General features: G+C 29.6%; 21 protein-coding genes. 16 read left to right on the plus strand and 5 right to left on the minus strand.

The features are described 5' to 3' along the window. The first annotated feature begins 191 nt into the window (after nt 1-191). The 8 genes from FIA58_RS12270 (at nt 192) to dnaG (ending at nt 10,934) form a co-directional block, all read left to right on the plus strand. Complete coding sequence (locus tag FIA58_RS12270) at nt 192-1,175, plus strand: polyprenyl synthetase family protein (RefSeq protein ID WP_140962777.1); 984 nt, start codon at nt 192-194, stop codon at nt 1,173-1,175. Nucleotides 1,176-1,419: 244 nt separating this feature from the next. Then, a complete protein-coding gene (locus FIA58_RS12275; RefSeq protein ID WP_140962778.1) occupies nt 1,420-1,989 on the plus strand; it encodes an RNA polymerase sigma factor in 570 nt (189 codons plus the stop codon). Next, complete coding sequence (locus tag FIA58_RS12280; protein WP_140962779.1) at nt 1,976-2,692, plus strand: hypothetical protein; 717 nt, start codon at nt 1,976-1,978, stop codon at nt 2,690-2,692. The genes FIA58_RS12275 and FIA58_RS12280 overlap by 14 nt, the downstream gene beginning before the upstream one ends. Nucleotides 2,693-2,736: 44 nt before the next feature. Further along, the gene (locus FIA58_RS12285; protein WP_140962780.1) at nt 2,737-3,843 is read left to right on the plus strand and encodes a hypothetical protein; all 1,107 of its coding nucleotides are present in this window, start codon (nt 2,737-2,739) and stop codon (nt 3,841-3,843) included. 510 nt (nt 3,844-4,353) lie between these two features. Then, nucleotides 4,354-5,637, plus strand: a complete 1,284-nt coding sequence (locus FIA58_RS12290) for a hypothetical protein (protein WP_140962781.1) — start codon at nt 4,354-4,356, stop codon at nt 5,635-5,637. A 404-nt stretch (nt 5,638-6,041) separates the two neighbouring features. Next, nucleotides 6,042-7,325, plus strand: coding sequence for a hypothetical protein (locus FIA58_RS12295; RefSeq protein WP_140962782.1), 1,284 nt, complete (start codon nt 6,042-6,044; stop codon nt 7,323-7,325). A gap of 256 nt (nt 7,326-7,581) precedes the next feature. Next, on the plus strand, nt 7,582-8,865 hold the full coding sequence (locus FIA58_RS12300) for a hypothetical protein (protein ID WP_140962783.1): 1,284 nt from the start codon (nt 7,582-7,584) through the stop codon (nt 8,863-8,865). 92 nt (nt 8,866-8,957) lie between these two features. After that, nucleotides 8,958-10,934, plus strand: a complete 1,977-nt coding sequence (dnaG, locus tag FIA58_RS12305) for a DNA primase (protein ID WP_140962784.1) — start codon at nt 8,958-8,960, stop codon at nt 10,932-10,934. Here dnaG and FIA58_RS12310 read toward each other — a convergent pair. Further along, nucleotides 10,931-11,560: a LuxR C-terminal-related transcriptional regulator gene (locus FIA58_RS12310; protein ID WP_140962785.1), complete on the minus strand. Its 630-nt coding sequence runs from the start codon at nt 11,558-11,560 to the stop codon at nt 10,931-10,933. The genes dnaG and FIA58_RS12310 overlap by 4 nt on opposite strands. 97 nt (nt 11,561-11,657) lie before the next feature. Next, complete coding sequence (gene nadE / locus FIA58_RS12315) at nt 11,658-12,464, minus strand: NAD(+) synthase (protein WP_140962786.1); 807 nt, start codon at nt 12,462-12,464, stop codon at nt 11,658-11,660. 100 nt (nt 12,465-12,564) lie between these two features. On the opposite strand from nadE, the gene gldB reads away from it, so the two are divergent. Further along, nucleotides 12,565-13,521: a gliding motility lipoprotein GldB gene (gldB, locus tag FIA58_RS12320; RefSeq protein ID WP_140962787.1), complete on the plus strand. Its 957-nt coding sequence runs from the start codon at nt 12,565-12,567 to the stop codon at nt 13,519-13,521. Further along, complete coding sequence (gene gldC / locus FIA58_RS12325; protein ID WP_140962788.1) at nt 13,521-13,853, plus strand: gliding motility protein GldC; 333 nt, start codon at nt 13,521-13,523, stop codon at nt 13,851-13,853. The genes gldB and gldC overlap by 1 nt, the downstream gene beginning before the upstream one ends. Nucleotides 13,854-13,906: 53 nt before the next feature. Here the strand turns inward: gldC and FIA58_RS12330 are convergent, their stop codons facing one another. From FIA58_RS12330 to FIA58_RS12340, 3 genes are read right to left on the minus strand one after another with little or no spacing between them, the layout of a single operon-like run. Beyond that, nucleotides 13,907-14,845, minus strand: a complete 939-nt coding sequence (locus FIA58_RS12330) for a DUF6845 domain-containing protein (protein WP_140962789.1) — start codon at nt 14,843-14,845, stop codon at nt 13,907-13,909. A 28-nt stretch (nt 14,846-14,873) separates the two neighbouring features. After that, the gene (gene yihA / locus FIA58_RS12335; RefSeq protein WP_140962790.1) at nt 14,874-15,494 is read right to left on the minus strand and encodes a ribosome biogenesis GTP-binding protein YihA/YsxC; all 621 of its coding nucleotides are present in this window, start codon (nt 15,492-15,494) and stop codon (nt 14,874-14,876) included. 41 nt (nt 15,495-15,535) lie between these two features. After that, nucleotides 15,536-16,291 (minus strand): alpha/beta fold hydrolase, encoded by a 756-nt coding sequence (locus tag FIA58_RS12340; RefSeq protein WP_140962791.1) that lies wholly within the window; start codon nt 16,289-16,291, stop codon nt 15,536-15,538. 360 nt (nt 16,292-16,651) lie between these two features. Between FIA58_RS12340 and mraZ the strand changes: the two genes are divergently transcribed. From mraZ to mraY, 6 genes are read left to right on the plus strand one after another with little or no spacing between them, the layout of a single operon-like run. Continuing rightward, entirely contained in the window at nt 16,652-17,122 is a 471-nt protein-coding gene (gene mraZ, locus FIA58_RS12345) for a division/cell wall cluster transcriptional repressor MraZ (RefSeq protein ID WP_140962792.1), read from the plus strand. Next, nucleotides 17,109-18,005, plus strand: coding sequence for a 16S rRNA (cytosine(1402)-N(4))-methyltransferase RsmH (gene rsmH / locus FIA58_RS12350; RefSeq protein WP_140962793.1), 897 nt, complete (start codon nt 17,109-17,111; stop codon nt 18,003-18,005). The genes mraZ and rsmH overlap by 14 nt, the downstream gene beginning before the upstream one ends. A 48-nt stretch (nt 18,006-18,053) precedes the next feature. Beyond that, nucleotides 18,054-18,413, plus strand: a complete 360-nt coding sequence (locus FIA58_RS12355; protein ID WP_140962794.1) for an FtsL-like putative cell division protein — start codon at nt 18,054-18,056, stop codon at nt 18,411-18,413. Beyond that, the gene (locus FIA58_RS12360; protein WP_140962795.1) at nt 18,404-20,389 is read left to right on the plus strand and encodes a penicillin-binding protein; all 1,986 of its coding nucleotides are present in this window, start codon (nt 18,404-18,406) and stop codon (nt 20,387-20,389) included. Before FIA58_RS12355 ends, FIA58_RS12360 begins: the two co-directional genes overlap by 10 nt. Further along, nucleotides 20,386-21,849, plus strand: coding sequence for a UDP-N-acetylmuramoyl-L-alanyl-D-glutamate--2,6-diaminopimelate ligase (locus tag FIA58_RS12365; protein ID WP_140962796.1), 1,464 nt, complete (start codon nt 20,386-20,388; stop codon nt 21,847-21,849). The genes FIA58_RS12360 and FIA58_RS12365 overlap by 4 nt, the downstream gene beginning before the upstream one ends. Nucleotides 21,850-21,879: 30 nt before the next feature. Further along, entirely contained in the window at nt 21,880-23,097 is a 1,218-nt protein-coding gene (gene mraY / locus FIA58_RS12370; RefSeq protein ID WP_140962797.1) for a phospho-N-acetylmuramoyl-pentapeptide-transferase, read from the plus strand.

Here is a 23,097-nt window from a genome sequence, read left to right on the forward strand (position 1 = left end):
TTCCAGCTATACATTTCAAGTTTTTACTAAAGAATATTTTTTTGCAAGTCCTAAAAAGAGCTTCCTTTGGTCGCTTTTTTAAAACAACAAAAAATAATATTCTTTAGCAAAAAGCTTTTCATTTCTATCTAGGCTATAAAATCTATTATTGCTTTGTTACAAAGTATGTTTTAGTTACTTTTGTTGTCGCAATGAAAATCGTCGAACAAATAAAGCTGCCTATAGCCAAGGAAATGGAACTTTTTGAAAAGAAGTTTCGAGAATCAATGTCTTCTAAAGTTGCGTTATTAAATAGAATTACCCATTATATTGTCAATCGAAAAGGAAAACAAATGCGTCCTATGTTTGTTTTTTTAACTGCAAAAATGGTTGCTAATAGTAATGGAGTAAATGAACGTACATATAGAGGAGCATCAGTAATTGAATTAATACACACGGCAACTTTGGTGCATGATGATGTGGTTGATGACAGTAATAAACGTCGAGGTTTTTTCTCCATTAATGCTCTTTGGAAAAATAAAATTGCCGTTTTAGTAGGCGATTATTTATTATCAAAAGGATTGTTACTTTCTATAGATAATAATGATTTCGATTTATTGAAAATAATTTCTGTGGCTGTTCGTGAAATGAGCGAAGGAGAATTATTACAAATTGAAAAAGCAAGAAGATTAGATATCACAGAAGATATCTACTACGAGATTATCCGTCAAAAAACTGCTACTCTTATTGCTGCTTGTTGTTCACTTGGTGCTTGTTCAGTAGTTCCAGAAGATAAAGAAACGGTAGAAAAAATGCGTAAATTTGGTGAACTAATAGGAATGGCTTTCCAAATAAAAGATGATTTGTTTGATTACACTGATGATGCTATTGGTAAACCAACAGGAATAGATATCAAAGAACAAAAAATGACGCTCCCTTTAATTTATGCTTTGAATCATTGTTCTAAAAAAGAAAAAAATTGGGTAATCAATTCAGTAAAAAATTACAACAAAGACAAAAAAAGAGTAGGAGAAGTAATCCAATTTGTAAAAGACAAAAACGGATTAGTTTATGCTGAAAAAATGATGATTCAGTTTCAACAAGAAGCACTTTCTCTAATTCAAGACTTTCCTTCATCTACTTATAAAGATTCTCTAGAATTAATGGTAAATTACGTTATTGAACGTAAAAAATAGTGTTCGTTTTTAAAGATATTCTGTAATTCTGTACTTAAAAAGGACTGTAATTTCAGTATCTAATACTATTTATTTTAATTTCATACAACCTTTTCAAAAACCAACTCGTCTATATAAATAGAAAGCGTAACAATCAATTTTAAATTTGGTACAACCATTGTGAAAACAATCTTGTCTATATAAATAGAAACAAATAGTAATTATAAATTGATATTGATTTTGTAATTAATATTGAAATTTAAGAATGAAAGTAATTAACTTACATAGAGACGAAAAACAAGTAATAGAGCAAGCTGTTTTAAATAACAGACAAGCCCAACATCAATTGTACTCTAAATTCTCTCCCAAGATGTTAGGTGTGTGTCGTCAATATATAAAGGACATCCATCACGCAGAAGATGTAATGATTACCGCTTTTATGAAAGTATTTACTAATTTAAATAAGTTTGAACACAAAGGGAGTTTTGAAGGTTGGATAAGAAGAATAATGGTTAATGAATGTATCGATTTTGTTCGAGTCAAGAAAAATGTGTTCAATTACCAAGAAATAGAGAATATTGTTTTATCAGAAAGCGAAGATAGTTTCGAAATAAATACTTTTTCTGTAGATGATATTCAATTATTGATAGATAATTTACCCGAAGGTTACCGGATGATATTTAACCTTTATGCAATAGAAGGATATAAGCATAACGAGATTGCAAAAATGCTCAAGATAAGTGAAGGGACCTCAAAATCGCAATTGTCACATGCAAGAAAAATGCTCCAACAACAAGTTAACCTATTAAAGAGAAGAGAAAATGGCACCAAATAAAATGGATACTAAAATAAGACAGCAGTTGGCTTCAAGAGAAATAAAGCCATCTGAACAAGCTTGGGATCGATTAGATGCAATGCTTTCTGTAGGAGAAATTAAGAAGAAAAAAAACTATTCTTGGATGTATATCGCAGCCTCTTTTATTCTTTTTTCAAGTGTAGGATTTTGGTTTTATAATCAAGACGATTCTAAAATTAATATTGATAAAAATAAAGTGGTTACAACAGAGGAAAAGGCTGATACTTTACAGTTTCATAATATAATAAAAAAAACAGAAAGTAATTATATTGAAAAGGAAACTGTAATTGTAGATAATTCAGAATTTATTCAACCTATAAAAGAGAGTAAGACTATAAAAATAGAAAAAGAATTAAACCCATTAGTTAATGAAAAGCAAAGTCAGAAATCAGTTGTTCAAAATATAGAGGTTGAGAATATAGAGCCATCAATTGAAAAAACGACAAAGAATAGATATATTACAGGAGAAACTTTGTTAGCAGCTATTGAGAATAGACCAATAGAAAAGAAACAAGTTTTAAATAATGAGGTTTCATCGAAAGTTCGAGTGAATACATCATCACTATTAACTTCTGTAGAAAAAGAATTGGATGAAGACCATAAAGAAACAACTATAGATAGGTTGACTAGAAATTTTAAACAAGTAAAATCGGCTTTAGCCAATAGGAATTACGAAGAATAAATCATCATCAAATCAATTAATCATTAATTAAAAAACGAACAGTTATGCAGAAAATTATTTTTTACACAACAATATTATTACTCACTTTAATTAGTAAGGTAAGCGCTCAAGAGAATTCATTCGAAGGTAGAGCTAAGCAAATTTCCAAACGTATTGATTCTATTGTAAGGTTGGAAAAACAGGCTTTAAAAGAACAAGTTTATGTAATCGATAAAAATCTTGAAGAAGGTATCATTACAAAAAGTGAAGCTATGAATTTAAAACAGAAAGCAGCAGATGAGTCTGCAAAATCTATTGAAGCTAAGGTTGTTGTAGAACAACAAAAGATAGAGTATTTAATCCAAGATAAGATAAATGGGTTGGTTCAATATGATACTATTAAAAAAAGGAGAGGAACTACAATTATTATAGGCAGTAGTTCTAATGATTCTATAAATGATGTTACAGAAATTAATTTAGGGTCTTTTAAAATTTATAATGGAGAAAAAAACAAAATTAGAAGAAGATCTAAGAGAACTACTTCACAATTCGTTTTTGCTGCGGGTTTGAATAACCTTATTACGGAAGGAGAAAATTTTGAAAACTCAGATTATCGTGTTTGGGGTTCTCATTTTTACGAATGGGGAACTACTTACAATACAAGAATTTTTAAGAATAACAATTTACTTCATGCAAAATACGGACTGTCTGTTATGTATAATAATCTAAGACCTACTGAAAACAGATATTTTGTTAAAAATGGAGAGCAGACAGAGTTGCAAACAGGTTCGGTAAATTTTGATGAATCTAGATTTAGAAATGTATATTTGGTAGCGCCTCTACATTTAGAATTTGATTTTACTCCTAAGAAATTCAATAAAGAAGGAGAAGCTTATTTTAGAACGCATGAGTCACTTCGTTTAGGAATTGGTGGCTATGGAGGAGTTCGAATTAAATCAAAACAAATTCTAAAATATGAAGTAGATGATACAAGAATAAAGGACAAGCAAAAAGGAGATTTCAATGTGTCTAATTTTATATATGGATTAAGTGCTTATATAGGATATAAACAAACTAGTTTTTATGTAAAATATGACTTAAATCCAATGTTTAAAAATAATACAGTAGATCAAAATAATGTATCATTGGGAATTCGTTTCGATTTCAATTAGAATAAGACATGGATAAAATAATAGTAATATTAATACTATTTGTTTTTACAAGTTGTGGATTTCAGCATATAAATTCAAATTCAGAAAAAGCAAAAACTAAAAGTATTATAGCTGGGAATTAATATTATCAAGAACAAAAAATAAAGGAAATATAAAGAGTTATGAAGTAGTTTCTGTTCAGGATGCAAAGTTGTATGTTACTAAAAATAAAGATACTGTTAAAGAAGTGTATAAGTTGATTTATAAAGTACAACAAAAGGAAGCTTTTGAAAATCAACTACTAGAAATAAAGAAAACTAAAAACAGATTAGACGTAAGGTCTACAATTGTAAATTAAAATTTGGGTTAGGGTTTTATACTAAAAGATGTCTTATGAAAATAGGGCATCTTTTTAATTTAATGATTATTTCACATGAGTTAATTATCATAACAAAAGCATAAAGTAGACTGAAGATTATGATAAAGGTTTGCAACTAGTTTTGGAGTACAAAACAAGTCACCTTTATTATCATGAAAACAAATTTATTTTTATTAGTATTTATATGTAATTGCTATATTTCTATTTATTCACAGTCTGGATTAGGTATTAGTGAAAAAGAAAACTGGTTGGAATATTGGACAGAGTTTGATCCTAAAAAAGTAGAATACAGAGAAGCAAAAAAGATAATAGCAGGCTATATTTCAGAAAATACTACCTTATATAGTAGAGATACCTATTTACTTCAAGGAGTTGTTTATGTTACAAATAATGCAATATTAACAATTGAACCAGGTACAATCATAAGAGGTGATTATAAGACATGTGGAACTTTAGTTATAACTAAAGGAGCAAAAATAATAGCGAAAGGTACAGAAAGCTTTCCTATCGTATTTACTACAAATAATGATACCTATTCTAGAAAACCAGGAGATTGGGGAGGAATTATTATTATGGGTGATGCTCCAGTGAATAATTTTGGAGGTATTGGAGTTTTAAATTTTGATTTAGATCCAAAATATAATAGATATGGAGGAGATAACTCAGAAAGTTCATCAGGAGTTTTAAAATATGTAAGGATAGAGTATTCAGGGAGAAAATTAAGTGCTAAAAAAGAACTAAATGGAATTTCTTTTGCAGGTGTTGGTAATGAAACTAAAATAGAAAATATTCAAGTCAGTTTCTCTAATGATGATTCTTTTGAGTTTTACGGTGGAAATGTAAAATTAGAAAGACTAATATCTTACAGAGCTTCTGATGATGATTTTGATTTTACACAAGGAGCACAGGTTGATTTTAATAATAGTATCGCAATAAGACATCCGTTTTCTTCAGATGCTGAAAAATCAAGATGTATAGAAATTGACTCCTATGATACTGTTGAAAAGTTTGATTCCCAAAGAAATAAAACTAATGTTAAAGCTACTAATTTAACATTGGTAAATACTGAAGATAATCATCAAGGGTTAATAAAAGAAGCTGTTTTTGTTTCTAATGAAAGTTTTTTTAGTATGGATAATAGTGTAATTTATGGATTTAAAGATTTTTTAATGGTGAAAGATATTGTTACTATTGATGATTTTGAAGAATATATAAGACTTAAAAATTTAATTGTAGGACATTGTGAAAACACTTTTACAACAATGAAAGGAGATGGGACAATAGCTATGAATGATAATTTCTTTTTTAAGAAGAATTATATTAATGTTTCAGACGGATTAATAAATGAATTTTTCATGAATCCTAATTTTTCCGATACTCCAGATTTCAGATATTTAAAAATCGAAAAAAACAATAATAATGTGGTAAATAAATAATTGATTAGGCCTTAAAAACAGTTACTAAAAAGAACACTTTTTTAAGAACGTCTTTTCTCTTTGAACAGCATTATTTACCGTTTAAAAGCAGTTTGTTGAAAAACTAGCATTTATTTTTAACATAAATTTTATTGTTTTTAAGAATGTGAGAACACATAAAATATGAGTAAATACGTTGCTTTATGTGTTTTTTGTAATGTTTTATAGGTTAATTTTATCTGTCAATAAACTTTAACATTAATTGCGTTTTTCTTGTAAAATTTAATGAATTGTAATTCCTTAATTTGTTATAGCTTTAGATACATAGCTTTAAGTGTTTTTAGTAAATAAATCGCCCAAACTTAGAGTTATAATAAAGTTTTTTTAAAGATGTAAAAAATCACAAACTATAAAAAAAATCTACTATGAAAACTAACCTACTATTATTATTAACCATTTCTAGTCTCTGTTCTTCAATTTATGCTCAATCTGGTTTGGGTGTAAACGAAAAAGAAAACATGTTAGAATATTGGACAGAGTTTGATCCAAAAAAGAAAGAATATAGAGAACCTAAGAAAATTATTGCGGGTTATATTTCAGAAAACACTACTTTATACAGTAGAGATACCTACTTGCTAGAGGGTATAGTTTATGTCATAAATAATGCTGTATTAACTATAGAACAAGGCACAGTGATTAGAGGTGACTCTAAGACGTGCGGTACTTTGGTTATAACTAAAGGGGCAAAAATAGTTGCGGAAGGTACAGAAAGCTTTCCTATCGTTTTTACTACCAATAAAGACTCTTTCTCAAGAAAATCAGGAGACTGGGGAGGAATAGTTATTATGGGAGATGCTCCAATAAATAATTTTGGAGGAGTTGGAATTTTAAATTTCGATTTAGACTCTTCATATAATAGATATGGTGGAGATAATGCAGCAGGTTCATCAGGTGTTTTAAAATACGTAAGAGTGGAATATGCAGGAAGAAAATTAAAATCCAAAAAAGAACTAAATGGAATCTCTTTTGCGGGTGTTGGTAGTGGAACTAAAATAGAAAATATTCAAGTAAGCTTTTCTGATGATGATTCTTTTGAGTTTTATGGAGGTAATGTTAAGTTGAAAAATCTTATCTCTTACAGAGCATCAGATGATGATTTTGATTTTACACAAGGAGTACAAGCTAATTTTACTAATAGTATTGCAATTAGAAACCCATATTCTTCGGATTTAGAAAATTCTAGATGTTTGGAGATAAATTCTAATGATGATATTGAGAAATTTGATCCTTTGAGAAATAAAACGAATGTTACAGCAACCAATTTGGTGTTGGTAAATATGGAAGACAATGATCAAGGGTTAGTTAAAGAAGCTGTTTTTGCTTCTAAGGATAGTCAATTAACCTTTAGTAATAGTGTGGTTTATGGCTTTAAAGATCTTTTAATGGTTAAAGAGTTTTCCTATATAGATGAGTTAGAACATTATATAAAACTTAAAAATTTAGTAGTTGGTCATTGTACTAATATGATCTCAAGTATGAAACCAAAAGATGTACTTGGAATGGATTTAGATTACTTTTTCTCAAAAAATAATATCAAAGTTTCTGATGGATTAATTGAAGACTATTTCATGAATTCAAATGTTTTAGAAACTCCTGATTTTAGATACCTTAAAATCGAAAGAACAAATAATAGTTTGGTAAATAAATAAAAGTTAAATAATATATAAATAAATGACTTTTTTGTGAGGTAGAATGGAGTTTAACGACGATTAACGAAAAAAAATGTATTTAATCGATATTTTTCTTTGTTTGTATGGATGGATTTTCGTATATTCGTAGAAGCTTTATTAGACTATGAGATGATGTTCCAAAATTTAGATAGTTTTTAAAATAAAGTTTGATGTGTGAATTACAAAAAGATATTTGTACTAATGCATTAAGTGTTTAATTACAAAAACATTTATTATGAAAAGAAACCTACTATTATTAACAGTTATTTGCAACTTTTGTTTTGCAGGTTATGCACAGTCTGGATTAGGTATTAGTGAAAAAGAAAATTGGTTAGAATATTGGACAGAATTTAATCCTAAAAAAGAAGACTACAGAGATCCTCAAAAAATTTTAACAGGATATATAACTGAAAACACAACGCTTTACAGTAGAGATACTTATTTGCTTCAAGGAGTTGTTTATGTTACAAATAATGCAACTTTAACAATCGAGCAAGGAACACTTTTAAGAGGTGATTCTAAAACTTGTGGTACTTTAGTAATCACTAAAGGAGCTAAAATAATTGCTGAAGGCTCAGAAAGTTTTCCAATTGTATTTACAACCAATAACGACGAATATTCTAGAAAACCAGGAGATTGGGGAGGAATAATAGTAATGGGAGATGCTCCTGTGAGTGGCTTTGGAGGTATGGGTGTTGTTAATTTTGATTTAGAACCAAAATACAATAGATTTGGTGGTGAAAATATGCAAGGTAATTCGGGTGTTTTAAAACACGTTAGAGTAGAATATGCAGGAAGAAAATCAGCTTCAAAAAATCAAATAGCAGGAATAACTTTTGCAGGTGTTGGAAGTGGAACTAAAATTGAAAACATTCAAGTAAGTTTTTCAGATAATGATTCATTCGAATTTTACGGTGGCAATATTAAAGCACAAAAACTGATTTCTTATAGAGCCGCAGATGATGATTTTGATTTTACACAAGGAGTTCAAGCAGATTTTACTAATAGTATTGCTATAAGAAATCCATTTTCTTCAAATCCTGGAAAACCAAGATGTTTAGAAATTAAATCATACAATGAAATTGAAAAATTTGATCCTCAAAGAAGTAAAACTAATGTTAAAGCTTCAAATATAACTTTGGTTAACACTGAAGATAATAAGCAAGGATTAATAAAAGAAGCTGTTTTTGTTTCTAGTGAGGCTAATCTAACTTTAACTAATAGTGTAGTCTTTGGTTTTAGAGATTTTTTAATGCTAGATAAGTTTACCAGTTTAGAGGATTTAGAAAAATATGTAAAACTTAAAACGCTTGTAGTGGCTCATTGTACTAATACTTTCTCAATTATGGATGGAGTATTAAGAACAGATGTTGATTATATTGCTTCTAAAAACAGTATCACAATTTCTGACGGATTAATTAATGATTATTTTAAGAATTCAAATTTCTCAATCACTCCAGATTTCAGATATCTTAAAATTGATAAAAACGCTAGCAATGTCGTTCTGAATAATAAATAAAAGATTAATTTAATATATAAAAAAGCACCTTTAATTAAAGGTGCTTTTTTTATTTCCAACTTTGTATCTTTGTCCCTTAAAACTTAAAGTAATTGATTGCAAAATCCACCATAGAAAATGTATTTGAGACAGCTCGTGTTGAAGAAGTAATTGGAGACTTTGTTCAATTAAAACGATCTGGAAGTAATTTAAAGGGATTGAGTCCTTTTGTAGATGAAAAATCTCCTTCTTTTATGGTCTCTCCTGTAAAGCAAATTTGGAAAGACTTTTCTTCTGGTAAAGGAGGTAATGTAGTAACTTTTTTGATGGAACATGAGCATTTTAGTTATCCTGAATCCATAAAATATTTAGCAAAAAAATACAATATTGAAATAGAGGAAACTGTTCAAACTAATGAAGATTTGGCTGTTGCCAATGAAAAAGAAAGTATGTACTTAGTTTCTGAGTTTGCTAATAAGTATTTACATAATGCATTATTAAATACAGAAGAGGGGAAAGCTATTGGTCTTACTTATTTTAAAGAAAGAGGTTTTACAAATGATACTATTTCGAAGTTTAGTTTAGGATATTCACCTAATTCTTGGGATGCTTTTACAAGTGTAGCTTTAGGAAAAGGATATAAATTAGAGTTTCTTGAAAAAACGGGTCTAACTATTGTAAAGGAGGAGAAACAATTTGACCGATTTAGAGGTAGAGTTATGTTCCCTATACAAAGTATGAGTGGGAGAATTTTAGGCTTTGGAGGACGTATTTTAACTAATGATAAAAAAGCAGCTAAATATGTGAATTCTCCTGAAAGTGAAATTTATCATAAAAGTAAGGTGCTTTATGGAATCTATCATGCTAAGCAAGCTATAGCAAAACAAGATAATTGCTATTTAGTAGAAGGATATACAGATGTAATTCAATTTAATCAAGCAGGAATAGAAAATGTTGTGGCATCTTCTGGCACAGCTTTAACGCCAGACCAAATACGCTTAGTAAGTCGCTTGACTAAAAATATAACTGTTCTTTTTGATGGTGATGCAGCTGGTCTTAGAGCGTCTATAAGAGGAATTGATCTAATTTTAGAGGCTGGAATGAACGTAAGAGTTTGTGCTTTTCCAGATGGAGAAGATCCAGATAGTTTTGCTAAGAAAACACCATATGATAAATTGGTTTTGTTTTTAGAAGAAAATGCAAAAGATTTTATTCAATTCAAGGCTTCTCTTTTAATGAAAGAAGCTAAAAGCGATCCTATAAAGAAAGCTGATTTGATCCGTGATATGGTTGTTAGTATTTCGAAAATTCCAGATAGAATAAAACAAGAAGTTTATCTGCAAGAATGTTCAAGAATTATGGATATTTCTGAAGATGTATTATTTAATACATTGGCACAAATTGATAAGAAAGATGTGTCCGATACAAATAAGAAATTCAAAGAAGAACAAAAAGCGTTTCAAGTTCATAAAAACGATGAAGGAATAGTTGAAACTAAGGTTGATATCCAAGATGAATTAGAAAGAAAAATCATTGAAATCTTATTATTGTACGGTAATGTAGAAGAGGAATTTGAAGATGTTTTAATTAAAGCGAATGAGGAAGGAGAATTAGTGGAAGTAAAAGAGCTGAATACTTATAAAGTTTTTAATCGTATTTATTTGAGTTTACAAGAAGATGAAATTGAGTTAGCAAATCCAGTTTTTCAAGCCATATATTCAGATATTATCAATTATTATAATCAGGTTGAAAATTTTGACATTGAAAGTTACTTAAAGCAAATTAATCCAGAAATTGCTAGTGAAGTTACTTCTATTTTAATGAATGAAGAAAGAGAAGTTTTGCATAATTGGGAATCTCAACAAATTATTGTTAAGTTAAAAGATAAAACAATAGGGCAATATGTTACAGAAACCATTTTGACATTAAGATGGTATTGGGTTAATAAAATTATTGAAGAATTGAAAATAGAGGTTTCTACAACAAATAAAGAGGATAATTCCGAAACCTTATCTATGGTTATGGATTATTTAGGTTTAACTAATATGTTTTCAAAAAAATTAGGAAGAGTAATGAGTAGATATACTTAAATGACATCCAGGCTCTTTGCTTTGCTTAATAAATCTACTAAATTAGTTACATTTAATTTAGCTAAAAGACGTAATTTGTAGGTACTTATCGTTTTTTCGTCGAGGCCCAAAATTTCAGCAATTTCTTTATTCTTTTTGCCTTCATTTAAATAACGGAGCACTTCAATTTCTCTAGTAGATAACTTCTTGAATAAGCGATCTGATTTTTTTCCTTTAGATAAAATGTCGATATTTTTTCTAACTGTTTCACTAAAAATAATAACTCCTTGGTATACTTTAATAATAGCATTTTCTAGTTCTGCTAAAGTGATATTCTTTAAAATATAAGCGGAAACACCTGCTTTAATGGCTGTTGGAGCATACATTTTCTCAGAGACAGCTGTAAAAAGTATAAATTTGGTTGTAGGATACTCTTTAAGCAACGTTTTAATGTCTCTTATACTTGAGATTCCTTTGAGCTCAAATTCCAAAAGAACAATATCAATAGGTTTTGTTTGTAAAACACTATTAAGACTTTCTAAGTCATTTGCATTAGCCATAATATGTATGGTTGAATGATCATTAAAATACGATTTTATTCCTTGTACAACCACTGGCTGATTGTCAGCAACACAAATTTTTATCATGACTCTGAAGTGTTAATTAAAAAATAGTGAACTTATATTTCAAAGTTAAGAAAAAAAATGTAATTACTTGTTAATTAATTAAGTAATATGTCGAAAGTCATTTATATTCCTTTGGAATAGTGCATACTGGGATTGGATTCATTTTATGTTGATTAATTTGATTCAAACGTTTGTAGATTGAAAAAACGATAGCTTCTCTTCCAGAAAAATCAGCAATTGTTTTTCCACTTTCATCTTCACGCATAGCCCATTCTAATTCATCATAATTAGCTCCTATTTGATCTTCATCACTTCTATCATCACCAAATAAACCATCAGTAGGTTTAGCTTTTAAAATACTATCTGGAACATTTAAGTATGCAGCTAGTAAACGAACTTCGCTTTTCATTAAATCTGCAATCGGACTTACATCAACTCCTCCATCACCATATTTTGTGTAAAAACCGACACCAAAATCTTCTACTTTATTGCCTGTTCCAGTAACGAGTAAACCTTGTGTTCCAGCAAAATAATATAAGGTAGTCATCCGTAACCGAGCTCTAGTGTTGGCTAAAGATAAATGTAAGGCAGCTTCGTTTTCTATAGTGGATACTTGATTTTTAAAAGTTTCAAAAACAGGTGTTAAATCGGCTCTTTCACTACTTACATTAGAAAAACGTGCTTTCAATTGCTTAATATGTTCATTGGCTCTTGAAACATGACTTTCTGCCTGATGAATAGGCATCTCTACGCAAAGTGTAGGTAATCCAGTTTGTGCGCAAAGTGTTGAGGTTAATGCACTGTCAATTCCTCCAGAAATACCCACAACAAATCCATTCATTTTTGCGTTAGTAGCATAGTCAAGCAACCATCTTACAATATATTTGTTGATTTTTTCAGTATTAAAAGAAATTGAATTTGTCATTTTTTTAAGAAAATTTAATTAGGTAAACAGTATATTTGCGCTTTTATTTTTATGAAATTTTTAATTTCTATTTTGTATAAAATTATAAAAAATACCCAATATGAAAAAGCTTTTAGTGTTTTCAGTTTTCGTTTTATTATTTTCTTGTAAAAAGGAGGATAAAATTGAAGAAAAAGTAGCTGAGATACCTGTTCAGTTTAAAGTTGAGCGTTTTGATAAGTTATTTTATGAGTCAAAACCTAATGATTTAGAACAAATAAAAGCCAAATACCCTTTTTTATTTCCAGAAGGAAATGAAGATTCTGTTTGGACTAATAAATTAAAAGATCCTTTATTACAAGAATTGTATAAGGAAGTGATTAAAAAATATCCAACAACGGAAAAAATAGAAAATGATTTGGAAGGTTTTTTTCAACATGTTCAATATTATTATCCTAAATATAAAACTCCAAGAGTAATAACTTTAATCTCTGAAGTTGATAGAGAAGCAAAAGCGATTTATACTGATTCTATTGCTTTTATATCTTTAGATTGTTATTTAGGAAAAGAGCATCCTTTTTACGCAGATTTTTCTGACTACCAAAGAGAAACGTTTGAAGAAAATCAAATCCTTCCAGATTTGGTCTCTAGTTTTTGTTATGGAAAAATCGCAAGGCCTTTGGATAGAAGTTTACTTTCTTTGATGGTTTACCATGGAAAAGAATTATATATGAAAGATAAATTAATCCCAAGTTATTCAGATGCAGCTAAAATTGGTTACACGGAACAACAATTAGAGTGGTGTAAAGAAAATGAATATCAAATGTGGAGTTATTTTATAGAGAATAATTTGTTGTATGAAACTAATACGAAAAATGAGTTCCGATTTGTCAATGAAGCTCCTTTTTCTAAATTTTATTTAGAAATTGATAATGAATCTCCTGGTCGAGTTGGTCAGTGGTTAGGCTGGCAAATAGTAAGAAGCTATATGGAGCACAATGATGTTTCTGTAGAACAATTGTTGGCAACTGATGCTAAAACAATTTTTGAACAATCTAAATATAAACCTAATAAATAATGGCAAAAACGATAACCTCTGAAATTAAATTTTTAGTAGAATTAGATGAAAACAGAGTTCCTGAAAAATTAACTTGGACAGCTCAAGATGGTGGTGTAGATAATGAAGAAGCAAAAGCAATGATGGTTTCTTTATGGGATGCAAAAGCACAAGAGACGCTACGAATTGATTTGTGGACAAAAGAGATGCCAGTAGATGAAATGAAACTTTTCTTTCATCAAACACTCGTTGCTATGACGGATACTTTTCAACGAGCAACAAATGACGAAAAAATGTCGGCAACTATGAAAGATTTTTGCGATTATTTCGCAGAAAAATTAGAATTGAAATAATAAAAATAAAAGCCCGAAAATTTTCGGGCTTTTTATGTTTTACTTAATGGTAGTTACATTACAAAACTATTATAATCCCCTAAAACACTGCTGTATTCCCTATTGAATTCTTCATAATCTCTATCTGATATTTCACCATCTCTTTTGGTTTTTCTCAAGACTCCCAGCATTTTCTCAATTTCATCATAAAAATTATTAAAACTATTTAGCTTGTTTTGTTTTACTAAATTTTTAGTTTCCATTTTTTTACTTTCGTTAAATCGCTCTTCTAATAAAAGATAAGATTTTTCTACTGAAGCAATAGGGGTTTCTGGATTAGCAATTAAATCAGCTAATTCATCAACAATCTTTAATGTTTTTTTAGCATGTAGAATTTCTTTTTTCAATGGGTGATCTTTTAATACTTCTTTTTCAGCTACTTCCATAGTAGGTTCAATTAAATTAAAAAAAGCATCTCTATTAGAATAAAATGAATCACTATTGGATTTCATTTTTGAAATTAACACTTCACCTTTAGCCCAGTTGTCGTCTTTGAAATCTTCATTGGAATAATAACTTTTAAAATCATTATATGCTTCTTTAACAGAAGTGTAAGAAGAAGACATGTCTTCGATTAATGGTTTTACTTTTTCTGCTATATCATTTTCAAAAAAGTCACTTGGTTTTAACAAATCTACTTGATTGCTTCCATAACCTACTTTTGTATTTGGGTCTATTCCCATAAAAGCAGTCCAAGTTAAAATACTTGAGGTTTTCCTTTTGTTCTTTACCATTTCAGATAAAGTGATAAAGTCTCTTTTTAAAAGGGCGTTGACTTTTTTTGAGCTGTTATTGTCATACTCAATTACAGCATTAAAATAATTAATTGCAGTTGAAGCTTTACTTTCTTCGGATGAGTCTCCTAAAATAGAGTTAAGGCTAGAATTTGATTCTCCTTGCTTACAGCCAATAAAAGAAGTTAACAAAAGTGAAAGAATTAGAATTTTTTTCATGTTTTTTAGTTTTTTTGCAAAATTACAATTAAAAACCACTATTTTCTTTAAAAAATTGTTGGTTTATTTCATCAATAAAAGCTAATAGCTCTTCTTTTCCTGTTGATTCTGATGAAGAGGTAATAAAATGTTGAGGCATTTCTTCCCATCCATTTGCTAATACTTTTTTATTATATGCTGCTACATTTTTTTGTGCCGTTACTTTTCCTATTTTATCAGCTTTGGTAAAAATAATACAAAAAGGAATGCCTGTCTCTCCTAGGTAATTAATGAATTCTAAATCAATTTTTTGAGCTTCTAGTCTAATGTCTATTAGTACAAATGCACAAACTAATTGTTCTCTAGTTTCAAAATAATCAGTTATAAACTTTTGAAAGACTTCTTTGGTTTTTTTAGAGACTCTAGCATAGCCATAACCTGGTAAATCTACTAAATACCAATTTAGATTTATTTTAAAATGATTAATTAACTGAGTTTTTCCTGGTTTTCCAGAGGTTTTAGCTAAGTTTTTATGATTGGTAAGCATATTTATTAGAGAAGATTTTCCTACATTAGATCTTCCTATGAAAGCATATTCTGGTAAAGGTTCGTTCGGACATTTACTTACTTCAGAATTACTAATGATAAACTCAGCACTTGTTATTTTCATCTTTTTTTTAAACTGAAATTCCCCATGTAGGGGAATTTTTATTATATATTATTTTTTTCTAGCCAATGAAGTAATAAAGTATTAAATTCATCTGGATGTTCCATCATAGCTGCGTGTCCACATTTATCAATCCAATATAATTCTGAATTAGGTAATAATTTATTAAATTCTTCTGCTACTTCAGGAGGTGTTACTTTGTCATTTTTACCCCATATGATACATGTTGGTGTTTGCATGTTAGGTAAATCTTTTGCCATATTATGACGTATAGCGCTTTTAGCAATAGTTAAAGTTTTGATTAGTTTAATTCTGTCATTTACAGTTGCGAAAACTTCATCAACTATTTCTTTTGTAGCGACTTTGGGATCATAAAATACATCTTCACTTTTTTTCTTAATGTATTCATAATCTCCTCTTTTTGGATAACTTTCACCCATACCGCTTTCATATAGCCCTGAGCTTCCAGTAATCACTAATCCTTTCATTAATTCAGGATACATTTTTGAGTGATATAATGCAATGTGTCCTCCTAAAGAATTTCCAAGTAAAATTACTTTATCGTATCCTTTGTAAATGATGAAATCTTTTACAAATTTTGAAAAAGCTTTTACATTAGTCTTTAAAATATTTTGTGTGTATAATGGTAGTTCAGGAATAACTACTTTATATCCTTTTTTTGGAAAAAAATCAGCTACAGCTTCAAAGTTACTTAAGCCGCCCATTAACCCATGTAAAACAATTATTGGGGTTCCTTCTCCAGATTCAAAATAGGTATACTTACTTTCTTTCTTTAACATAAAATGAATTTCAAATTTATTTCTGAAATTTTGACAAATATAAGATTTTATATAGTAATTAAAAGCAATTGAAAAAAACTATTTGAAAACACCTTTTTATTTTGTTTGTAGTATAAGTTTTTAGTTTTCAATAGTTTTTTTTCTTTAAGAGATGTTCTGTTTTTTGTGATGCTATTTCTTAAGTCTCTTTTTTTTTGAAATAAAAGTAGTAATTGGACTAAAATTCAAAGGTAATTAGTTAGGGTTGAGAGTATTTATTTGAGTTTCAAAGGGAAAAACTTATCAACAAAGTGGTGCTAAGTGGTAAAAAGTGGTAATTTTTTTTTAAATTTGTCAATATTCTAACGAAAAAATGAATTGTTGAAATCATTTATTGGTACATATGAATGCAAGGTAGATGCAAAAGGTAGATTGATGCTTCCTACTTCTCTAAAGAAACAATTCGGTTCTTTAGAGGATGGCTTTGTTTTAAAGCGTTCTGTTTTTCAGCCTTGTTTGGAGTTGTATCCTATGTGTGAATGGAATAGAATGATGCAGAAAATCAATAAGTTGAATCGTTTTGTAAAAAAGAATAATGACTTTATTCGTCGATTTACGGCAGGAGTAAAAATGGTTGAAATTGATAGCAACGGGAGATTGTTGATTCCTAAAGATTTAGTGGTTTTTGCTAAGATTGATAAAGATATAGTGTTGTCTTCAGCTGTGAATATTATAGAGGTTTGGGATAAAGATTTATACGAAGGTGTTATTGAAAACGCTGCTGATGATTTTGCAGATTTAGCAGAAGAAGTAATGGGTAATTTAATTGATGATGAAGATGGAATATCATAATCCAGTTTTGTTAAAAGAGACTGTAGGTGGTCTAGATATAAAGCCTGATGGGGTTTATGTAGATGTTACTTTTGGTGGTGGTGGTCATTCAAGAGAGATAATGTCTCATTTGGGTGAAAAAGGACGTTTGATAGCTTTTGATCAAGACGAAGATGCGCTACGAAATGTAATTGATGACAGTCGTTTCTTGCTGATAAATGAGAATTTTAGAAACATCAAGCGTTTTTTAAGATTTCATGGCATAAGAAAGGTTGATGGTATTTTAGCAGACCTAGGAGTGTCTTCTCATCAATTTGATGTTGCTGAAAGAGGTTTTTCTACTCGTTTTGATGCTGAATTAGATATGAGAATGAATCGAAAAGGGGATTTAAGTGCTTATCATGTGGTAAATGAGTATGAAGAACAAGAATTAAAAAGAGTGTTTCTGGAATATGGAGAGCTTAAAAATGGTGGTGCAATGGCTAATGTTATTGTTGCTGCTAGAAAAGACAAACAGATAAAGGATTCAGATCATTTAAAACAGGTCTTGGCTAAGTTTTTACCAGCACATAAGAGTAATAAAATTTTAGCACAAATATATCAAGCGATTCGAATAGAAGTGAATCAAGAAATGGATGTTTTGAAAGAATTTTTAGAACAATCATTAGAAATTTTAGAAATAGGTGGCCGACTAAGTGTAATTTCATATCACTCGCTTGAAGATCGATTGGTAAAAAGGTTTTTTAGAAACGGAATGTTTGAAGGGGAACCAGAAAGAGATTTTTTTGGAAATTTTGAAGTGCCATTTAAAATTATTGAAAAATTAATAGTGCCTAATGCAGAAGAAATAGCAATAAACAACAGAGCTAGAAGTGCTAAATTAAGAGTGGCAGAAAAAAAGTAAAAAGGAATTAATGAAGGTTTTAAGCTTTCGTAGATATTTTATAAACACATGAAAAACGGAATTTATAGTTTACTAAAAGCAAAGTTTCTTGTAAGCGATGATGCCTTGAAGAACTGGAAGTTCATCGTTTTTCTAATATTCTTAGCTATGATCATGATTGCAAATAATCACCGCTATGATGCTAAAAATTATAAGATTACTGAGTTAACAAATAAAGTAAAAGAACTTCGTTCAGAGTTTGTAGATAGACGCTCGGAATTAATGAAACTAAAGATGGAATCTACAGTGGCCAAGAAAATGGAGAAAAGAGAAATTTTCCCTGCAAATGTACCACCAACGAAGATTATTGTAAAATCTAAAAAAGAAGAAAAAAAGAGTTTTATAGACCAACTAAAAATATGGCAGTAAAAGAGAAAAATAGTAATTACCGCATGTATTTAGTAGCTTTCACAATGTTTGTGATGGCTATTTTGGTTATGATAAAATTAAATAATATTCAATGGATAGAAGGAGAATATTATAGAAAATTAGCAAAGGAAAGAACAGTTAAGAATTTTATTATTCCTGCAAATAAAGGAAATGTATACTCTTCTGATGGTAGCTTATTGGCTACGTCTATTCCAGAATATACTATTCGTTTCGATGCCATGTCACCTTCGATAGAGAACTTTCAAGAAAATATAAAACCATTAAGTGATTCATTATCAAAAATGTTTGGTAAACCAACTGGTTATTATCAAGCGACTTTACAAAAAGCAAGGTCAAACCAAAATAGGTATTATTTAATTGCAAGTAAGTTGAGTTATACCGATTATATGAGGATTAAAAGTTTTCCGCTTTTTAATAAAGGTCCTTATAAGGGAGGAATTATTGTTGAGCAAAAAACAGTAAGAGAACACCCGATAGGTCTTATTGCTCAAAGAACTATTGGTTATGAACGTACGGATAGTGATGGAAAAGGATTGGAATTTGCCTTTAAAGAATATATTAATGGGAAGAACGGTCATAGAATGATGCAAAAAATCGCAAAGAGTCAATGGAAACCTATTAATGATAATAATGAATTAGAACCACAAGATGGATATGATATAGTTTCAACTATAGATGTTTATGTACAAGATATAGCGCATCATGCTTTGTTAAAACAATTAGAATATTATCAAGCAGATCATGGCTGTGTGGTGGTAATGGAAACTAAAACTGGTGAAATAAAAGCAATATCAAATTTAGGAAGAGCTAAAAGCGGATCTTATTACGAAACGCAAAACTATGCTGTAGCTGAGTCTCACGAACCAGGTTCCACATTTAAACTTTTGGATTTAATTGCACTTTTAGATGATGAAAAAGTGGATACTAGTAAAGTATACGATACAAATGGTGGTGTTGTTGAATATTATAAGAAAAAAGTAAGGGATTCTCATAGAGGAGGTTATGGTAAAATTTCTTTAGCAAGAGGTTTTGAAGTATCTTCTAATACGGTTTTAGTACAAGCAGTTTACGATAATTATAAAGATAACCCAAAACAGTTTGTAGATAGAATTAATAGTTATGGTTTAAACAAACCATTAGGATTGCAACTTATTGGAGAAGGAAAACCTTATGTGCCTCAGCCAGGAGATAAAAGATGGTATGGAACTACTTTACCATGGATGGCATTTGGATATAATATTTCTTTAACTCCCTTGCAAACACTAGCCATGTATAATGCTGTTGCTAATAATGGAATTATGGTAAAACCTTACTTCGTAAAAGAAATTAAAGAATGGAATAAAACGATTAAAAAATACGATACAGAAGTTATTAATTCAAAAATAGCTTCTGATGAGGCCTTAAATAAAGTAAGAGCAGTATTAGAAAATGTTGTTAAAAGAGGAACAGGCTCAAAATTGTATTCCAAAGATTTTTCAATGGCTGGTAAAACAGGAACAGCACAAGTAGATTATAACAAAGGACAAGGTAAATTGTATTATTCTTCTTCTTTTGTGGGGTATTTTCCAGCAAAGAATCCTAAATACTCTTGTATTGTTGTGGTACACAAACCAAATGTTGAATCAGGTTATTTTGGAGCAGATGTGGCTGGACCTGTTTTTAAAAGAATTGCTCAAAAAATTTATACCGATTCTCCACCAACCAATCATATTAAGGATATTAATCAAAATATTGCTCAACTTGAGAAATCCTATAACCTCTATAATAAAGAAGTCAATAAGGAAACTAAAAGTATTCCAAATTTAAATGGAATGGACGGAATGGATGCCATTGCTTTATTAGAAAATTTAGGAATAAAAGTTAATGTAAAAGGTATTGGAAAAGTGAAAGCACAATCAGTAAAAGCAGGAGAAAAAATTGATAAGAATCAAATAATAACATTAGAGTTATCATGAAGATTTTAAAAGATATATTGTATAAAGTGCACATCGAAGCTGTTAAAGGAGTAACTGATGTGGTAGTAAATAAAATTGAATTTGATTCTAGAAAAATAGAATTAAACGATGTTTTCGTTGCTATTCGTGGGGTTGTTTCAGATGGCCATGAGTTTATTGGTAAAGCTTTAAGTTTAGGAGCAAGTGTTATTATATGTGAAGAATTTCCTCAAGTTATTGTTAACGGGGTAACTTATGTTAAGGTTTCAAACTCAAATGAAGCATTAGCTTATATGGCTTCTAATTTCTTTGAGAATCCATCTGCTAAAGTTAGGTTAGTTGGTGTAACAGGAACAAATGGTAAAACTACTATTGCTTCTTTATTATATCAATTATTTAAAAAAGCAGGTTATAAAGTAGGTCTGCTGTCTACAGTGAAAATCATGGTAGATAATGTTGAGTATAAAGCTACTCATACAACACCCGATTCCTTAACTATAAATCATTATTTAAATGAAATGGTTGAAATGGGTTGCGAATTTTGTTTTATGGAAGTAAGTTCTCATGGGATTCATCAAAAGAGGACTGAAGGGCTTGATTTTCAAGGAGGGATTTTTACTAATTTATCGCACGATCATTTAGATTATCATAAAACATTTGCCGAATATAGAGATGTAAAAAAAGCATTCTTTGATGGTCTAACTAAAACTGCTTTTGCTATTTCTAATGTTGATGATAAAAATGGAGCTATAATGTTCCAAAACACCAAAGCAAAAAAAATAACTTATGCTTTGAAATCTTATGCTGATTATAAAGCACAAATCTTAGAAAATCAGTTTACAGGTTTGTTGATGAAGATTAATAATAATGAAGTATGGACGAAATTAATAGGCTCTTTTAATGCTTACAACTTGCTTGCTATTTTTGCAACTGCAGTAGAATTAGGGATTGAAGAACAAGAAGCCTTGCGATTATTATCTGATTTAGAAAGTGTTTCAGGAAGATTTCAATATATTATTTCTGAAGCTAAAATAACAGCAATAGTCGATTATGCTCATACTCCAGATGCTTTAGAAAATGTATTGAAAACGATTGAAGATATTCGTACAAAAAACGAACAATTAATTACAGTTGTTGGTTGCGGTGGAGATAGAGATAAAACGAAAAGACCTATTATGGCTCAGATTGCTTCAGAATTAAGTACGAAAGCTATTTTTACATCAGATAATCCAAGAACTGAGAATCCAGAAACCATTATTGGAGAAATGGAGAAAGGAGTGGAACCTCAAAATTTTAAAAAAACGCTTTCTATCTTAGATAGAAAGCAAGCTATTAAAACAGCTTGTCAATTGGCTGAAACAAATGATATTATTTTAATCGCAGGAAAAGGTCATGAAACCTATCAGGAGATAAACGGTGTGCGAAATGATTTTGATGATTTAAAAATTGTAAAAGAATTATTAAAGCAATTAGGAAAGTAATTCAAAATTTGGAATAAAAAAAATAAAGATATGTTGTACTATTTTTTTCAATATTTAGATAAAGCATTTGATGTTCCAGGAGCAGGAGTATTTCAATATATAACTTTTCGTTCTGCTTTTGCTTTTATTTTGTCATTATTAATTGCAGCTATTTACGGAAAGAAAATTATTAATTTTTTAAGAAAACAACAAGTTGGTGAAACAGTAAGAGATTTAGGATTAGAAGGACAAAGTCAAAAAGCAGGTACACCTACTATGGGAGGCGTTATCATTATTTTAGCCACTTTGATTCCTGTTTTGCTATTAACAAAATTAGAAAATATATACATCATTTTATTAATAGTAACAACACTTTGGATGGGTACTATTGGTTTTATAGACGATTATATAAAGGTGTTTAAAAAGGATAAACAAGGTTTAAAAGGTATTTTTAAAGTATTTGGTCAGGTTGGATTAGGATTAATTGTAGGCTCTGTGTTGTATTTACATCCTAATGTCACTATTAGAAAAGATACTATTGGAGAACGTGTTAAGACTGAGAACTTTGACCCAACTAGCTTACATGAAAAATCTACAGCAACAACGATTCCTTTTTTAAAGAATAACGAATTTGATTACGCTGAAGTATTATCTTTTTTAGGAGAGGGTTATGGAAGTTGGGCTTGGTTAATTTTTATTCCAATGGTTGTTATTGTAATAACAGCCGTTTCAAATGGAGCTAATTTAACAGACGGAATAGATGGTCTCGCAGCCGGTACTTCTGCTATTTCAGTACTTACACTCGGGCTTTTTGCTTTTGTATCAGGGAATATTATTTTCTCGGATTATTTGAATATCATGTTTATTCCAAATTCGGGAGAGATGACCATTTTTATAGCAGCTTTTGTAGGAGCTCTTGTAGGCTTTCTTTGGTATAACACTTACCCAGCTCAAGTTTTTATGGGAGATACGGGTAGTTTGACGATTGGAGGAATTATTGCTGTCATAGCCATTGCTATTCGTAAAGAATTAATGATTCCTATTTTATGTGGTGTTTTCTTAGCTGAGAATTTATCAGTAATGCTTCAAGTAAGTTATTTTAAATATACTAAGAAAAAATATGGTGAAGGTAAAAGGATATTTTTAATGTCTCCTTTGCACCATCACTATCAAAAGAAAGGATTTCATGAAAGTAAAATTGTAACACGTTTTTGGATTGTAGGGATTCTTTTAGCAATATTCTCATTGGTCTCATTAAAACTAAGATAA

Origin of the sequence: Flavobacterium jejuense (assembly GCF_006491595.2) — a bacterium.
Classification (GTDB): Bacteria; Bacteroidota; Bacteroidia; order Flavobacteriales; family Flavobacteriaceae; genus Flavobacterium; species Flavobacterium jejuense.

Coding starts and splice junctions, on each gene's coding strand:
- FIA58_RS12270 (WP_140962777.1), top strand. CDS start 192: ATGAAAATCGTCGAACAAATAAAGCTGCCTATAGCCAAGGAAATGGAA.
- FIA58_RS12275 (WP_140962778.1), top strand. CDS start 1,420: ATGAAAGTAATTAACTTACATAGAGACGAAAAACAAGTAATAGAGCAA.
- FIA58_RS12280 (WP_140962779.1), top strand. CDS start 1,976: ATGGCACCAAATAAAATGGATACTAAAATAAGACAGCAGTTGGCTTCA.
- FIA58_RS12285 (WP_140962780.1), top strand. CDS start 2,737: ATGCAGAAAATTATTTTTTACACAACAATATTATTACTCACTTTAATT.
- FIA58_RS12290 (WP_140962781.1), top strand. CDS start 4,354: ATGAAAACAAATTTATTTTTATTAGTATTTATATGTAATTGCTATATT.
- FIA58_RS12295 (WP_140962782.1), top strand. CDS start 6,042: ATGAAAACTAACCTACTATTATTATTAACCATTTCTAGTCTCTGTTCT.
- FIA58_RS12300 (WP_140962783.1), top strand. CDS start 7,582: ATGAAAAGAAACCTACTATTATTAACAGTTATTTGCAACTTTTGTTTT.
- FIA58_RS12310 (WP_140962785.1), bottom strand. CDS start 11,560: ATGATAAAAATTTGTGTTGCTGACAATCAGCCAGTGGTTGTACAAGGA.
- nadE (WP_140962786.1), bottom strand. CDS start 12,464: ATGACAAATTCAATTTCTTTTAATACTGAAAAAATCAACAAATATATT.
- gldB (WP_140962787.1), top strand. CDS start 12,565: ATGAAAAAGCTTTTAGTGTTTTCAGTTTTCGTTTTATTATTTTCTTGT.
- gldC (WP_140962788.1), top strand. CDS start 13,521: ATGGCAAAAACGATAACCTCTGAAATTAAATTTTTAGTAGAATTAGAT.
- FIA58_RS12330 (WP_140962789.1), bottom strand. CDS start 14,845: ATGAAAAAAATTCTAATTCTTTCACTTTTGTTAACTTCTTTTATTGGC.
- yihA (WP_140962790.1), bottom strand. CDS start 15,494: ATGAAAATAACAAGTGCTGAGTTTATCATTAGTAATTCTGAAGTAAGT.
- FIA58_RS12340 (WP_140962791.1), bottom strand. CDS start 16,291: ATGTTAAAGAAAGAAAGTAAGTATACCTATTTTGAATCTGGAGAAGGA.
- rsmH (WP_140962793.1), top strand. CDS start 17,109: ATGGAATATCATAATCCAGTTTTGTTAAAAGAGACTGTAGGTGGTCTA.
- FIA58_RS12355 (WP_140962794.1), top strand. CDS start 18,054: ATGAAAAACGGAATTTATAGTTTACTAAAAGCAAAGTTTCTTGTAAGC.
- FIA58_RS12360 (WP_140962795.1), top strand. CDS start 18,404: ATGGCAGTAAAAGAGAAAAATAGTAATTACCGCATGTATTTAGTAGCT.
- FIA58_RS12365 (WP_140962796.1), top strand. CDS start 20,386: ATGAAGATTTTAAAAGATATATTGTATAAAGTGCACATCGAAGCTGTT.
- mraY (WP_140962797.1), top strand. CDS start 21,880: ATGTTGTACTATTTTTTTCAATATTTAGATAAAGCATTTGATGTTCCA.